14 protein-coding genes are annotated in these 14846 nt (G+C 70.6%); 4 read left to right on the top strand and 10 right to left on the bottom strand.

Annotated features, from left to right (window positions below; translation table 11 throughout):
• Nucleotides 1-1122, top strand: coding sequence for a homoserine O-acetyltransferase MetX (metX, locus tag MUN33_RS04355; RefSeq protein ID WP_244803680.1), 1122 nt, complete (start codon nucleotides 1-3; stop codon nucleotides 1120-1122).
• A gap of 16 nt (nucleotides 1123-1138) precedes the next feature.
• Here the strand turns inward: metX and MUN33_RS04350 are convergent, their stop codons facing one another.
• The 9 genes from MUN33_RS04350 to MUN33_RS04310 form a co-directional block, all read right to left on the bottom strand.
• Nucleotides 1139-2128 (bottom strand): sulfate/molybdate ABC transporter ATP-binding protein, encoded by a 990-nt coding sequence (locus MUN33_RS04350; RefSeq protein ID WP_244803679.1) that lies wholly within the window; start codon nucleotides 2126-2128, stop codon nucleotides 1139-1141.
• On the bottom strand, nucleotides 2129-2932 hold the full coding sequence (locus tag MUN33_RS04345) for a sulfate ABC transporter permease (RefSeq protein WP_244803678.1): 804 nt from the start codon (nucleotides 2930-2932) through the stop codon (nucleotides 2129-2131).
• Nucleotides 2929-3720 (bottom strand): sulfate ABC transporter permease subunit CysT, encoded by a 792-nt coding sequence (cysT, locus tag MUN33_RS04340; RefSeq protein WP_244803677.1) that lies wholly within the window; start codon nucleotides 3718-3720, stop codon nucleotides 2929-2931. The genes MUN33_RS04345 and cysT overlap by 4 nt, the downstream gene beginning before the upstream one ends.
• 2 nt (nucleotides 3721-3722) lie before the next feature.
• Nucleotides 3723-4901 (bottom strand): extracellular solute-binding protein, encoded by a 1179-nt coding sequence (locus MUN33_RS04335; RefSeq protein WP_439647829.1) that lies wholly within the window; start codon nucleotides 4899-4901, stop codon nucleotides 3723-3725.
• A gap of 115 nt (nucleotides 4902-5016) precedes the next feature.
• Nucleotides 5017-5952, bottom strand: a complete 936-nt coding sequence (locus MUN33_RS04330) for a TIGR03571 family LLM class oxidoreductase (RefSeq protein WP_244803943.1) — start codon at nucleotides 5950-5952, stop codon at nucleotides 5017-5019.
• A 38-nt stretch (nucleotides 5953-5990) separates the two neighbouring features.
• On the bottom strand, nucleotides 5991-6365 hold the full coding sequence (locus MUN33_RS04325) for a DUF3017 domain-containing protein (protein WP_244803676.1): 375 nt from the start codon (nucleotides 6363-6365) through the stop codon (nucleotides 5991-5993).
• Entirely contained in the window at nucleotides 6362-7243 is an 882-nt protein-coding gene (locus tag MUN33_RS04320) for a bifunctional methylenetetrahydrofolate dehydrogenase/methenyltetrahydrofolate cyclohydrolase (protein ID WP_244803942.1), read from the bottom strand. Before MUN33_RS04320 ends, MUN33_RS04325 begins: the two co-directional genes overlap by 4 nt.
• A 27-nt stretch (nucleotides 7244-7270) precedes the next feature.
• Complete coding sequence (locus MUN33_RS04315; protein WP_439647832.1) at nucleotides 7271-7780, bottom strand: tRNA (cytidine(34)-2'-O)-methyltransferase; 510 nt, start codon at nucleotides 7778-7780, stop codon at nucleotides 7271-7273.
• Between the two features lie 5 nt (nucleotides 7781-7785).
• A complete protein-coding gene (locus MUN33_RS04310; protein WP_244803675.1) occupies nucleotides 7786-9069 on the bottom strand; it encodes a M18 family aminopeptidase in 1284 nt (427 codons plus the stop codon).
• Nucleotides 9070-9150: 81 nt separating this feature from the next.
• Here MUN33_RS04310 and MUN33_RS04305 point away from each other — a divergent pair, with 81 nt between their 5' ends.
• A complete protein-coding gene (locus MUN33_RS04305) occupies nucleotides 9151-10572 on the top strand; it encodes a C1 family peptidase (protein ID WP_244803674.1) in 1422 nt (473 codons plus the stop codon).
• Nucleotides 10572-11966 (top strand): C1 family peptidase, encoded by a 1395-nt coding sequence (locus MUN33_RS04300; protein ID WP_244803673.1) that lies wholly within the window; start codon nucleotides 10572-10574, stop codon nucleotides 11964-11966. The genes MUN33_RS04305 and MUN33_RS04300 overlap by 1 nt, the downstream gene beginning before the upstream one ends.
• 4 nt (nucleotides 11967-11970) lie before the next feature.
• Here MUN33_RS04300 and MUN33_RS04295 read toward each other — a convergent pair whose 3' ends face one another.
• Nucleotides 11971-13212, bottom strand: a complete 1242-nt coding sequence (locus MUN33_RS04295) for a CE1 family esterase (protein ID WP_244803672.1) — start codon at nucleotides 13210-13212, stop codon at nucleotides 11971-11973.
• Between the two features lie 122 nt (nucleotides 13213-13334).
• Here MUN33_RS04295 and MUN33_RS04290 point away from each other — a divergent pair, with 122 nt between their 5' ends.
• Complete coding sequence (locus MUN33_RS04290) at nucleotides 13335-14699, top strand: lipase family protein (RefSeq protein WP_244803671.1); 1365 nt, start codon at nucleotides 13335-13337, stop codon at nucleotides 14697-14699.
• Nucleotides 14700-14846 lie beyond the last annotated feature (147 nt).

Here is a 14846-nt window from a genome sequence, read left to right as displayed (position 1 = left end):
ATGAGCATCGACCCCCGGTCCCTTCCCGCCTCCCACTCCTCGGTGACCGTGCCGATCGGCACGTTCACCACGGAGGCGGGGGTGGACATCCCCGGCGCTGAACTACGGCTGTTCGCCTGGTACGAGGGCCCGGCCGACGAGGCGGTGGCCCGCCCGGTGATCGTCATCGAGCACGCCCTGACCGGCGACGCCGACGCCGCCGACTGGTGGGCCGGCATCATCGGCCCCGGCCTCGCCCTGGACACCGAGCGTTACCTCGTGCTCTGCGCGAACTGTCTCGGCGGTTGCCAGGGGTCCACCGGCCCGTCCTCCGCCCACCCCGACGGCGGTCACTGGGGGTCGCGTTTCCCCGCCCTGTCGATCCGCGACCTCGTCGCCGCGGAGAAGACGCTGCTCGTCGACGTCCTCGGCATCTCCCGTATCCGCGGTGTGGTCGGCGCGTCCATGGGCGGTGCACGCGTCCTGGAATGGACCTTCATGTACCCCGAGGTGGTGGAGGCCGCCCTCCCCGTCGCCGTGTCCGCGCGCGCGTCGGCCTGGCAGATCGGGATCCAGTCCGCCCAGATCCGCTTCATCACCGCCGACCCCTGCTGGCAGGACGGCGACTACCACGGCTCCGGCCGCATCCCGTCCCACGGACTGGGCCAGGCCCGGCGCATCGCGCACCTGACCTACCGCGGCGAGCTGGAGCTCGACGAACGATTCTCCACCGAACCGCAGCCCGGCGAGAACCCCTACGGGCCCTACCCCTCCCCCACGGAGAGGTTCGCCGTGGAGAGCTACCTCGACCGTCAGGCCGAGAAACTGGAGGCACGGTTCGACGCAGGCAGTTACGTGATCCTCACCGACGCACTGAACCGGCACGACGTCGGACGCGGCCGTGGCGGCATGAACGCCGTGCTGGGCTCGTCGCAGGTGCCGACCATGGTCGCCGGGATCGACACCGACATCCTCTACCCGTACCACCAGCAGGAGCACCTCTCCCGCAACTTGGGCGACTTCATCGGCCTGTCCAAGATCACCTCCCCCACCGGGCACGACGGCTTCCTCACCGAGACCCGTCAGATGACGGTCATCCTGGACAAGTTCCTCACCAAGGCGGCGTTGCTGGCGCAGCGGTGACCGGCGCGGGCGCGGGTCACCCCGCGGCCGCCGTCGCCCGCGCGTACACCGTCTCCCCGACACTGCCGGCCCCCAGTCCCAGCGTGCGTGCGTCCCCGCGGGTGATCTGGGCGGTGAACCGTCGGCCGTCGGCGGCGTCGGTGAGCTCCACCCGCACCTCGAACCCCAGCACCGCGACGCGGTCGACCACCGCCTCGCGCACGTCGGTGGCGGCGACCTCGTTGCCGGGCACCTCCGGGTCGGCGTTGCGGCCCAACCGGATGTCGTGCGGGCGCACCGTCGTCCCCGCGAGTTCGGTGACGTGGCCCAGGAAGGACTGGACGAACGGCGTCTCCGGGGCGTCGTACAGCTCGGTGGGGGTGCCGACCTGCTCGATCCTCCCGTCCCCCATCACGGCGATGCGGTCGGCGACGTCGAGCGCCTCCTCCTGGTCGTGGGTGACGAGCACGGTGGTCACGGTGAACTCCTCGTGCATGTGGCGCAGCCAGGTGCGCAGGTCCTCGCGCACCTTGGCGTCCAGCGCCCCGAACGGTTCATCGAGCAGCAGCACACCCGGGTTCGGGGCGAGTGCCCGAGCCAACGCCATCCGCTGCCGCTGGCCGCCGGAGAGCTGCGAGGGGTACCGGGTGTGGTAGCCGGCGAGGCCGACGATCTCCAGCAGCTCGTCGACCCGCCGGTCGATCTCCTTCTTCGGACGCTTGCGCACCGACAGCCCGAAGGCCACGTTGTCGCGCACGGTCATGTGCTTGAACGCGGCGTAGTGCTGGAAGACGAAGCCGATGCCCCGGTCCTGGGGCGACAGGCGGGTCACGTCGGCACCGTCGATGACTACCGCGCCGGAGTCCGGCTGTTCCAGTCCCGCGATCGTGCGCAGCAGGGTGGACTTGCCCGAGCCGGACGGCCCCAGCAGGGCGGTGAGGGACCCTTCGGGGATCTCGAGGGAGACGTCGTCGAGGGCCGTGAAGTCACCGTAGGTCTTCACGGCGTGGGAGACGGAGATAGCCATTCAGGAAACCTTCTTCTTCTGCAGCAGGGTCATGGCGACCAGGACGATCACCGAGACGATCATCAGCAGGGTCGCCGCGGCGTACGCGCCGTAGACGTTGTTGTCGTCGAGATAACGGGAGTGCACCAGCAGGGTCAGGGTCTGCCCACCCCCGGCGAACCCCGAGGCGACCATGATCACCGCACCGAACTCCCCCAGGGCACGGGCGACGGTCAGCACGATGCCATAGGACAGGCCCCAGCGGATCGACGGGAGGGTGATGCGCCGGAACGTCTGCCAGGGTGAGGCACCCAGGGTGGACGCCGCCTGCTCCTGTTCGGTACCGATCTCACGCAGCACCGGCTCCACCTCCCGGACGATGAACGGAAGTGTGACGAACACCGTGGCCAGCACCATGCCGGGCAGGCCGAAGATCACCCGGAAGCCGAGGTCCTCCACGCCGCCGAACCAGCCGTCGGTGCCCCACAGCATGATCAGGGCGACACCGACGATCACCGGTGACACGGCGAAGGGCAGGTCCACGACCGCCTGCACCAGTGCCTTGCCGGGGAAGCGTCCCCGCACCAGTCCGAGGGCGACGACGATGCCGAAGACCACGTTGAGCGGGACGGTGACCGCCACGATGAGCAGCGAGGTCTGCAGGGCCGACACCGCCGCAGGGGTGGTGATCCACTCCAGGAACTGCCCGAGACCGGGCTCGGCGGTGCGCCACAGGATGGTGCCGACCGGCAGTGCGACGAGGACCGCCAGGTAGACCAGGGCGAGGATGCGCAGTGTCAGGACACTGGTTCTGGACTGGTTCACGCGTCCTGCTCCTTCCGTGTGCTGCGGTCCCCGACGAGACGGAGGACAAGGAGGACGATGAAGGTGATGGCCAGGAGGGTCACGGAGACCGCCGCCGCGGCGGACGGGACGTCCGACTCGATCTGCTCCTGGATGTACTGGGAGGCGACCTGGGTCGCGCCGGGGACGTTTCCGCCGATGAGCACGACCGACCCGTATTCACCGATCGCCCGGGCGAAGGCGAGGCCCGTCCCGGACAGCACCGCGGGCCACAGGGCCGGCAGGATGATCCGCCGGAAGATCGTGGCGTTGGACGCACCCAGGGACGCCGCGGCCTCCTCGACGTCGTGGTCGAGCTCGATGAGCACGGGCTGCACCGAACGCACGACGAACGGCAGTGTGACGAACGCCAGGGCGATGACCAGCGCCGGCTGCGTGGCGTTGAGGGTGACGTTCATCGGGCTGTCCGGCCCGTACAGGCTGAGCAGCACCAGGGAGGCGACGATGGTGGGCAGGGCGAACGGCAGGTCGATGACCGCGTCCACGATCCGCTTCGCGGGGAAGTCGTCGCGCACCAGCACCCAGGCGACCAGTGTGCCGGTGACCATGTTGATCAGGGCCACCACGAGGGAGACCTTCGCGGTCACCCACAGTGTGGTGCGTGCCCCTGGTGCGGTCACCGCGTCCCAGAATCCGCCGAACCCGCCGGAGAAGGCCTCCGTGGCCAGTGCCACCAGGGGCAGCAGGACGATGACGGACAGCCACAGGGTGGCCGTGCCCATGCTGAGTCTCGTTCTCCTCGCGCCCATTCTCACACCGCCTTGTAGATCGTCGTGATGGCGCCGTCGGTGTCGCCGCTGCCGGGCTTGGCACGCGTGAACAGCACCGCGTCGACCACGTCCCAGTCGGCCACGTTCCCGTCCGGGTCCAGGTCCGGATCAAGGTCGCGGAACACCTCGGCGAGGTCGTCGATGGTGTGCACCGTGTCCAGCGACCGGAAGGCCTCGCGCTGCTCCGCCGGGAGGGTGTCGATGACGTCCGTGGAGTCAGTGAACAGGTCCGGCCCGGGCCGGAACCCCTCGGCGGCCCACAGTTTCTCGGCGGCCGGGGTGAACAGGTAGTCGCGGAACTGCGTGGCCTTCGCCATGTCGCCGTCGGGGTCGTCGGTGGTGTCGACCACGGCGACGGGGTTCTCGATACGGAAGGTGTCGTCCGGGACGGTGTAGTCGACGGCCGCACCGTTGCGGGCGAGTTCGATGGCCTCGTTCTCGTAGGACAGCAGGACGTCGCCCTGACCTCCCTCAAAGGCGGAGGTCGCCTCGCGTCCCGACTTCGGTCGGACGGTGAAGTGCTCACCGACCAGGCGGGTGAGCTTACCGAGCGCCTCGTCGTGGGCGGTCTGTCTGTCGGCCCCGCCGTCGAGCGCCTGGAAGAACCAGCTGGCGTAGGGGGCGAGCAGGTTCCATTTCGCCGACCCGGAGCTGGCCGGGTTCGGGCTGATGACCTCGATGCCCGGGGCCAGCAGGTCGTCCCACGTCTCGACGCCGTGCGGGTTGCCCTCCCGGGTGACGACGGAGACGACCGACCCGAAGGGGACGGACCGTCCGGACTCGTCGCCGGGGACGTCGTCTCGCCAGTCCTCGGCCACCTGTCCACTGTCGACGAGCCGGGTCACGTCGGGCTCCACGGAGAAATTCACGATGTCGGTCGGCAGGTGCCGGGCGACCTTGCGGGACTGGTCGCCCGAGGCGCCGTAGCTCTCCGCGAACCCGGTGTCCCGGCCGTCGGGTGTGCCCCGGAACCCGCGGATGACCGCCTCGAACCCCGGCTTCGGGACCGCGTAGGCCACGAGGTTCAGCCGCTGGTCACCCGACGAGACGTCCACCACGTCCGGGTCGTCGACGGTTCCCCCGGGCAGCACGGCCACCCCGGCGGCGGCCACCAGGCCGACACCGACGAGTACCGCTCCCAGGCTGGGTCTGAACGCCACGACGTTGTCCTCTCCTCCGCACAGACTGCTCTGTCTACTACGCAGGAGACACTATCCTCCCGGCCGTCCGACCCCGCAGAGTTCGATTCACACCGAATGGAACCGGCCGCCGGATTCAGCCGTCGAGAGCGGGGAACTCCGGCAGCACGTGCTCGGCCAGCTCGCCCAGCATCTCCTCCACCGGTCTGGTCCGGCTCGTGAGCCGCAGTGACACATGGTTGATGCCCATGTCACGCTGCGACGCCAGGATCCTCGTCAGCCCGTGCCGCCCCGTCCGGTACCCGAAGTCACGCCCCTCGACCGGCAGGTCGGGGTCCTCCGCCAGGTCGACCCACATGGATTCGGCGAACGGCGCGAAAACGTCCCCGCAGGACGCCCGCCACCGGTCGACCATCACCTTCTGCTGCGGCAGGGAGCGGTGGTAGGTGATCCACCCGTCACCGTGGGCGGCGTTGTAGTCCATGTTCTGCTGGCACGACCCCGTCGGCAGCACCGGCACGCGCCCGACGGTCGGTGTCGGGACGACGTCCGCCCCACCCATGCGCCCCCGCGACCAGCGCACCGGGCGGCCGGTGGACGACCACCCTGCCTGCAGCACCTCCAGGTGCTCGCGGAACACGGCGGCACGGTCCCCCTTCTCCATGCCGAAGGCCGGGAACTCCTCGGGACGGTCGCCGCTGGCCACCCCCATGAGGAAACGTCCCCCACTGAGCCGGTCCAGGCCTGCGGACCGTTTCGCCAGCAGCAGGGGGTGCGCCAACGGCAGCACCACAGCCGCCGTGCCCAGCGCGACCCGCTCCGTGTGCGCGGCCAGCCACGTGAGGAACATGAACGGGTCGTGGATCTGCCCGACGTCCCCGAAGGTGTCGACCCGTAACGGGATGTCGCGTGCCCACACGGCCGCGACCCCGGCCGCCTCCGCGGCCCTGACCAGCTCCACCTGGCGTGCGACGTCCCCGCCGTCCTCGGCGCCCACCCCCTCGTCCGCGACCGGTCCGACCGGCAGGGCGAGCCCCAGCGTCAACTCCCCCTCGGCGAAGGTCCGTCGCATCCCGGGTAGGTCGGCGACGGACGCCGGGTCCCCCACCGTCAACTCCCCAACGAGTCGACGGAGATCGCGACCAGCAGCATCGACGCACCGACGACGAGACAGAACACCGAGTCGAATTTCCGCGAGCGGACGGAGAGCACCCCCAGGATCTCGCCGTCGACCACCCAGCGCAGCACGCCGAGGACGAGCATGCCCGTGCCCACGGTCACCGTCCCCCGTCGCCACCGGTCGGCCACGAGGAACGCCAGGCCCACCAGCATCACCACCACGAAACCGAGGACCAGCAGCATCTGCAGGGTCTGGTTCAACCGCGAGTGCGGCACCCGCCGGTCGTGCGGGTTGCGCAGCAGTGTCCGACGTTCCGCCGGCGTCAGTTCGACGAGATCGGCTCTGTCGTCGGTACCGTCACTCACACCAGCCGCTCCGCGCGTTCCACGACGTTGTGGATCAGGAAGGCACGCGTCAGCGGCCCCACCCCGCCGGGGTTCGGTGACACGGCCCCGGCGACGCCCCACACGTCGGGGTGGACGTCACCGGCGAGCTTCCCGTCGACCCGCGACACCCCCACATCGAGCACGGCGGCGCCGGGCTTGACCATGTCGGCGGTGAGCATGTGCGGCTTGCCCGCGGCGGCGACGATGATGTCGGCGTCGCGGGTCTCCTTGGCCAGGTCCCTGGTCCCGGTGTGGCACAGCACCACCGTGGAGTTCTCCGAGCGACGGGTCAGCATCAGGCCGATCGGCCGGCCCACGGTGACACCGCGTCCGATGACGACCGTCTTCGCCCCGTCGAGCGGCACGCCGTAGCGGCGCAGCAGCGAGATCGCCCCGTTGGGCGTGCAGGGCAACGGGGCGGGCTCCATGAGCACCAGCTTGCCGAGGTTCACCGGGTGCAGGCCGTCGGCGTCCTTGGCGGGGTCGATCCGTTCCAGCACCGCGTTCTCGTCGAGGTGCGCGGGCAGCGGCAGCTGGACGATGTAGCCGGTGCACGCGGGGTCGGCGTTGAGCTCGTCGATCACGGCGTTGAGCTCCTCCTGACTGACGTCCGCGGGGAGGTCGCGCCGGATGCTGTTCACCCCGATCTGCTCGCAGTCGCGGTGCTTCATCTTCACGTAGGAGTGGCTGGCGGGGTCGTCACCGACCAGGACGGTGGCCAGGCCCGGCGTGACGCCCTTCTCCTTCAGCGCCGCCACGCGGCGGGTGAGGTCGACGACGATCTCGTCGCGGTAGAGTTTCCCGTCCAGCGTCATGGCGGTCCCGGTCGTCGCCGTCGTCTCGGTCATCCCAGTCATCTCAGTCACGCCACCAGTATGGCACCCTCAGTGTCCGCCCGGGAACCCCGCCTGCCGCCACGCCTCGTACGCCGCGACCGAGGCGGCGTTGGAGAGGTTCATGCTGCGCCTGCCGGGCAGCATCGGCACACGCACCTGCCGGGTGATCCTGGGGTCGGCGAGCGCCTCGTCGGTCAGCCCGGTGGGCTCGGTCCCGAAGAGCAGGACGTCGCCCGGTTCGTAGGTGATGTCGGTGTACCAGGTGTCCGCGTGGGTGGTGAAGGCGAACACCCGTGCCCCGGACGGTTCCGTCAGCTCCGTCAGGGCGGCGTCCAGCGAGGGGTGGACGTGCACGTCGGCCAGGTCGTGGTAGTCCAGGCCCGCCCGCTTGAGGTGTTTGTCGTCGAAGTTGAAGCCCAACGGTTCGGCGAGGTGCAGCGACGCCCCGGTGCCGGCGCACAGGCGGATGGCGGCACCGGTGTTGCCGGGGATGGCCGGGTGCTCGAAGAGGACGTGGCAGTAGGGCGTCATACGGTCAGGCTCGCTCGCACCGTTCATGCCGCTCACCGCCCCCACCACTCCTGCAGTGCGGCGGTGAACCAGGCGATGTCGTGCACGCCCGCCATCTCCCGCGCCGAATGCATCGACAGCAGCGGTATCCCGACGTCGACGGTGGGGATGCCCAGCCGCGTTGCGGTGACCGGGCCGATGGTCGACCCGCAGGGGACCTCGTTGTTGCCCACGAAGACCTGGTCGGGCACCCCGGCGGCCCGGCACGCCGCCCGCCACTCCGCCGAGGTGACGGCGTCGGAGGCGTAGCGCTGGTTGGCGTTGACCTTCAGCACCGGGCCGCCGTTGACCACCGGACGGTGCACCGGGTCGTGCTTCCCTGCGTAGTTGGGGTGGACCGAGTGCGCGGCGTCAGCGGAGACGCAGGTCGACCGGGCGAACATCGCCCGGGTCTCCTCGGCGTCCGCCACCAGGGCCATGGCGGTGCGGGTCAGGACGTCCTCCAGCACCGGTCCCGCCGCCCCGCTGGTCGTCGCGCTGCCGACCTCCTCGTGGTCGAAGGCGGCGAGCACCGGGATGGCGTCGGTCTCCCCGAGGGCGAGGAAGGCCTGCAGCGAGGTGTAGACGCTGCTGAGGTTGTCCATACGTCCGGCGGCGACGAAGTCCCGGCGCGCACCGAACACCTCACCGCGGTGTGCGTCGACGGTGATCAGGTCGTGGGCCAGGATGTCCCCGGCCGACACCCCGTCGACGCCGAGGGCGTCCGCGACGACCTCGCCGATCGTCGGGGCACCGTCGCCGACGGCGAACACCGGCAGCATGTGCTGCTGCCGGTCGAGGGTGAGGCCGTTGTTGACGGTGCGGTCCAGGTGGATCGCCAGGTGCGGCACCCGCAGCACCGGCCCGGTACGTACGAGGTGCTCCGACCCGTCGGACAGGACGACCCGTCCGGCCAGGCGCAGCTCACGGTCCAGCCAGGACGGCAGCACCGCCCCGCCGTAGACCTCCACCGCGGCCTGCCGCCACCCGCCGGGCCCGGTGACGTCGCCGGCCGGCTTGAGCTTCAGCCCCGGCGAATCGGTGTGCGAGCCGACGATGCGGAACCCCCGCGCACTATCGCCGCCGGCCGTCTCCGGGATCCGCCACGCCAGCACCGCTCCCCCACGCACGATGTAGTGTCCGCCCGGCGAGGCGTCCCACCGTGCCGTCTCGTCCTGCCGGACGAACCCGGCGGCCTCCAGCCGCGACGCGACCTCCGCGGCGGCGTGGTAGCTGCTGGGGGCGGCGTCGATGAAGTCGATGAAATCCATGCAGTCGATACAGTCGGAGCCGGTCATGGGAACCAGTAAACCACCCGCACATCCGCCCGGTTCAGGGGGCCGGGCGTGGTGCACCCGACCGGGAGGTATAACGGATGCATGAGTACCTCACCACCCACGTCACCCGGGACGGTCGCCGAGACGTCACCGGCGCTCACCCCCGACCTGCTCACCGGACTGCGCGACGCCGCCACCGGCGACCGGGCCCTGCGGATCGCACGCAACGCCGTGACCGCGGCGGACGTCAACGCCGTCGCCCTGAACCGTGACGCCGTCGTCGCCCTGGACCCGACCACCGAGGTGAAGCTGGACTCCCTCGGGGTCAGCGACCAGAAGCAGTCGGGACGGTGCTGGATGTTCGCCGCCTACAACGTCTTCCGTCACCGGGTGGCGGAGAAACTCGACGTCAAGGAGTTCGAGTTCTCCCACACATACCTGCAGTTCCACGACAAGATCGAGAAGTCGAACCACGTCCTGCGGACACTGGAGACCCTGTTCCGCGACGGCGTCACCGACCTGGACGACCGCACCGTCGCCGCCCTGCTGCAGGCACCCGCCTCCGACGGCGGGCAGTGGAACTACTTCACCAACCTCGTGGCGAAGTACGGCGTCGTGCCGTCCTACGCCATGCCGGAGACCTTCGCCTCCGGGCGCACGCCGCAGCTCGACGGCCGCCTGCGCACCGTCCTGCGCCGCGGCGCCCTGCGACTGCGGGACGCCGTCGCCGACGGGGACGCCGCCGCCACGGAGGCCGTCATCGCCGACACCCTCGCCGACGCCCACCGGGTCACCGCCATCCACCTGGGCCTGCCGCCCACGGAGTTCACCTGGCAGTACCGCGACTCCGCCGGCGGCTTCCACCGTGGCGGCACCTACACCCCGCAGCAGTTCGCCGCCGAGATGCTGCCCGACGACCTCGACAGCTACGTCAGCGTCGTCCACGACCCGCGCCACGCGGCGGGCCGGGCGTTCAGCATCACCCACGAGAACAACATGTGGGGCACCCGTGACTTCAGCTACGTCACCGCCGGCATCGACACGCTGCGCCGCCTGGTCACCGACAGCCTCGACGACGGCGAACCGGTGTGGTTCGCCTGCGACGTCAACCGCCAGTTCGTCGCCACCTCCGGGGTGTGGGACGCCGACCTGCTCGAACTCGACGCGCTGTACGGCACCGACTCCGCGACCACCAAGGCCGGGCAGATGGCCACCGCCGAGTCACGCCTGACCCACGGCATGGTCTTCACCGGGTACGACCGCTCCCCCGCCGGCGACCTACGCTTCCGCGTGGAGAACTCCTGGGGCACGAAGAGCCACGCCCAGCACACCGAACTGGCCGGCGGCGGCTACGGCACCATGGCCGACAACTGGTTCGCCGACAACGTCTTCCAGGTCGTCGTCCCCCGCCGGCGCCTCACCGACGCCTCGGCCAGCGGCCTCACCGACGACCTCACCGACGCACTGGCCGCGCTCGACCGCGGCGACACCACTGACCTTCCGATCTGGGATGCGATGGCCTGATGACGACAGCAACCGACACGACGACCACCACGACCACCGCCGCCACGGCCAGCACGACCGCCGCGGCCGGAGCCGGGGTCGACCCCCGCCAGCTCGCCGCCCTCGGCGACACGCTGCGCGCCGACCCGTCCTTCCGCGTCGCACGCAACGCCGCGACCGCCGCCAACGTCGAGACCGTCACCCTCGACCGGGACGTCCTGGCCACCACCGACAGCTCCACCTCCGTGAAACTGGACTCCTGGTCGGTCGCCGACCAGAAGAAGTCCGGGCGCTGCTGGATCTTCGCCGGCCTCAACGCCCTGCGCGGCGGTGACGGCGGCGTCATCGACGCCACCGGGGTCAAGGACCTCGAACTCTCCCAGACCTACCTGCACTACTGGGACAAACTCGAGAAGGCCAACCACTTCCTCTGCGCCATGGCCGGGCTGACCGACCGCGACATCGACGACCGGACCGTCCAGCACCTGCTCGCCGACCCCGTCGAGGACGGCGGACAGTGGAACATGTTCGTCGCCCTCGTCGACAAGTACGGCGCCGTCCCCAAGTACGCGATGCCGGAGACCCGCTCGTCCTCCGACACCCGCGCGATGAACCGCGACCTGGCCACCGCCCTGCGCGCCGGGGCGACCCGGATGCGCCAGGACGGCGCCGATGTGCGGGAAGTGCACCGCGGCACCCTCGCCGACGTGCACCGCATCCTCACCGTCCACCTGGGCACCCCGCCGGAACGGTTCGTCTGGCAGTACCGGGACCGCAACGACGAGTTCCACCGCGTCGGCGAGATGACCCCGCGGGACTTCGCCGCCAGGTACCTCCCCGCCGACCTGGGCGAGTACGTCTGTGTGGTCGACGACCCCCGCCGGACCTCCCCGCGCGGCGGCCTGTTCACCGTCGAGCACCTGGGCAACGTCGTCGGCGGCGCCCCGGTGACCTACGTCAACGCGCCGGTCGAGGTGATCAAGGCCGCGGTGCTGGAGTCGCTGCAGGACGGCCGCCCGGTGTGGTTCGGGTGCGACACCGCCGCACAGTCCTACCGGGAGCGCGGCGTCTGGGACGCCCACCTCCACGACTACGAGGGCTTCTACGACGTGGAACTGGACCTGACGAAGGAGGAACGGCTGCTCACCGGCGAGTCACAGATGACCCACGCCATGGTGTTCACCGGCGTGGACGTCGACGACGACGGCCGGCCCGTCCGCTGGCGCGTGGAGAACTCCTGGGGCCCGAAGGCCGCGGAGAAGGGCTTCTGGACGATGAACGACAACTGGTTCGACCAGTACGTCTTCGAGATCGCCGTGCACCGCGACCGTCTCCCGCAGGAGTACCGCGCGGCCCTGGACACCACCCCGACCGTCCTGCCGGCGTGGGACCCGATGGGTGCCCTGGCCCGCTGACCTGTCAGGTGAGCCGGTGCCCGGAGAGGAACGTCCACACCTCGGTGGTGGCGTCCAGCGAGTAGGACGTCACCTCCGCCGAGTCCGACGCCGCGCCCGAGGCACCCGAGGCGTCGCCCGGCCAGGTGTGTCCGCCGTCGCCGACCCGCAGGTGGACCACCGACGTCCCCGGTGAACACATCGGCCACTGCTGACGCCGGACGTCCCCCGCCAACGCCGTGGTCACCGGGGTGCTCTGGCAGTGGTTCCGGCTGGCGACGTCCTCCACCAGGTCACGGGCCGCCATGTAGGTGCCGCCGTGGCGTGACCCGCCGCCGTAGTTGATCGTCTCGTCCTTCGTCCCGTGGATCTCCAGGAACGACGGCGCACGGCCGGCGTCCTCCACGCAGTTCGTCCGCGTCCCGCTGTAGTACGCCCCGGCGACCGCGGCGACGGCGGCGAACAGGCGGGGTTCGCGGCACGCCAGCTTGGCGACCATGCCGCCACCGTTGGACATGCCCGCGGCGTAGATCCGGGACCGGTCGACGTTGTACGTCGTGTTCAGTGCGGCGAGCATGTCACGGGTGAAGCGGATGTCCTCGCCGTCCTTCGTCTTCGAGTACGGGGCACCCTCCCAGGCGTCGCCGACGCCCTGCATCGACACGGTGATCACCGGCTTCCTGTCGAAGCCGGCGTAGTCGTGGAAGCCCTGGGCGGTCTCGCGGTAGCCGTGGTAGGTGAGCAGCACCGGGTAGGACTTCTCCGGGGTGTACCCCTCCGGCACCGACAGCACACCTTCACGGGTACGGTCGCCGCTGCGCAGGGAGATCCTCTTCGAGTGCCCCGGCGCGGGACCGTCCAGACGCGGCCCGGTGCCCAGGTCGGCCTCCGCCGCGGTGGGGACGATGCTCTCCGACGCGGCGACGGCGTTCTCCCGCACCGTCTGCTCCCGGTACTCCCGGAGCGCCGCCTGGTTCTCCCCTGCCGGGGAGTGCCCCGCCCACACCAGGACACCGACCATCACCGTGGCGGTGAGGACACCCAGTGACCTGGTGACCCGACGGCGGACACGGCCTGCCGGCCTCCCGCCGGCGTAGTCCCCGTCGTGGTCCTCGTCGCGGTGATCTTCCCGGTCGCCGTCCCAGCTATCTTCGCGGCCGTCGCCCCACCCGTCACCGGTGCTGTCCGGGCGGGGTCCGGGGACGGGACCTGACGTCCGCCGGACCGGGGGAAGGTCTCGGGACTCCTGCGGGTTGGACTGTTGCACCCCACCATTTCTACTGGTCAGATACCCCGGAAGCAACCCTGCCACGCACCCCGCACATGTTCTTTCGCCCAATTGTATCGAACGGGACAACACCGGCCCCGGCCGGCGATAAGCTCAACGCCATGACGTACCTCACACGACGGATGCTCACACGCGCCGCCGCACTCTCCACGGCGGCGGCCGTCGCTTTCGCGACAGTGGCCACCGGGACCGCGGCCCCCGGCTCGACCCTGGGCCCGGACGACATCCCGGGACTCTCCTGGCCCCCGCCGGCCGGCGCACCCTCCCCCGACACCGACCCCTTCTACCAGCCACCGGAGACCCTGCCCGCCCGGCCCGGGGAGCTCATCCGCGCCCAGGACGCACCACAACTCCTCGACCTCGCCGGCGACGGTGGCCCCGGCAGCGCCGAGAGGATCCTCTACACCTCCACCACCGAGGACGGCGACCGGGTCGCCACCAGCGGGACCGTCCTCAAGGCGTCGGGCACCTGGCACGGCAAGGGACCCGCCCCCACCCTCGTCTACACCCCGGGCACCCGCGGGTCCGGTGACCTCTGCGCACCGTCACGGAGCTCCTTCCAGCTCTTCGGGGTCGACACCGGCAACGGTGCGCTCAACGTCAACTACGAGTACCCGTTCCACGCCGCCGCCAGCGCACTGGGCATGAACGTGGTCGTCGTCGACCTCATCGGACTCGGCACACCGGGCCAGCACACCTACGTCAACAACCCTGAGCAGGGGCAGGCCACCCTCGACGCCGCCCGCGCCGGACTGTCCCGGCTCGGGTTGCCGGCGGACTCCCCCGTCGGGTTCTTCGGCTACTCCCAGGGCGGCGGCGCCGCGGCGGCCGCCGCCGAGATGGCCTCGTCCTACGCCCCCGAGCTCAACGTCAAGGGGACCTTCGCCGGCGCCCCGCCCGCCGACCTGCTCGAGGTCGTCGACGCCGTGGACGACCACGCCATCACCGGCGTGCTCGGCTACGCCCTGAACGGCGCCCTGGAGCGCCACCCCGAACTGGCTCCCCTGAAGGACAAGTACTTCAACGACCGCGGCAAGGAGTTCCTCGCGGACACCCGGGACCGCTGCATCGCCGACTCCATCGCCCGGTGGGGCCTGACGGACACCCGCACGCTGACGACCGACGGCCGGTCCTTCGGCGAGATCGCCCGCGACGACGACCGGCTGCGGTCCGTCCTGGAGAGCTACCGGCTGGGCTCGACCTACACCGACGTCAACGCCCCGATCATGATCGCCAACGGCCGGAACGACGACACCATCCCCTGGCAGCAGGCCCGCGACACCGCCGCGCGTTACTGCGAGGCCGGTGGCACCGTCCAGTTCGTCACCGACCCGCTGCCGTCGATCCTCCCGAAGTCCGCGATCAACCACGCGGTGCCGATGCTCACCACCGCCGGCCCGGCGATGACCTACATGGTCGACCGTTTCAACGACCGGCCGGCGCCCAGCAACTGCGGACGGTTCTAGGCGGCACCCGGCCTCCGGTCATCGCACCCCATCAACAGGTTATCGAAATCTGACCTGGGCTTTCGTGTTGTTAATGTGGTTATGGAGTGCGACGACCGTCCAGCCGCCCCATCTCCTCCCCCACCTTCCCGGGCATTCCGCCCCGCC

Origin of the sequence: Corynebacterium kalidii, assembly GCF_022869005.1 — a bacterium.
Lineage (GTDB): Bacteria > Actinomycetota > Actinomycetes > Mycobacteriales > Mycobacteriaceae > Corynebacterium > Corynebacterium kalidii.
Note: the sequence above shows the minus strand (reverse complement) of the source record. Positions and strands in the feature narration are given on the sequence as shown.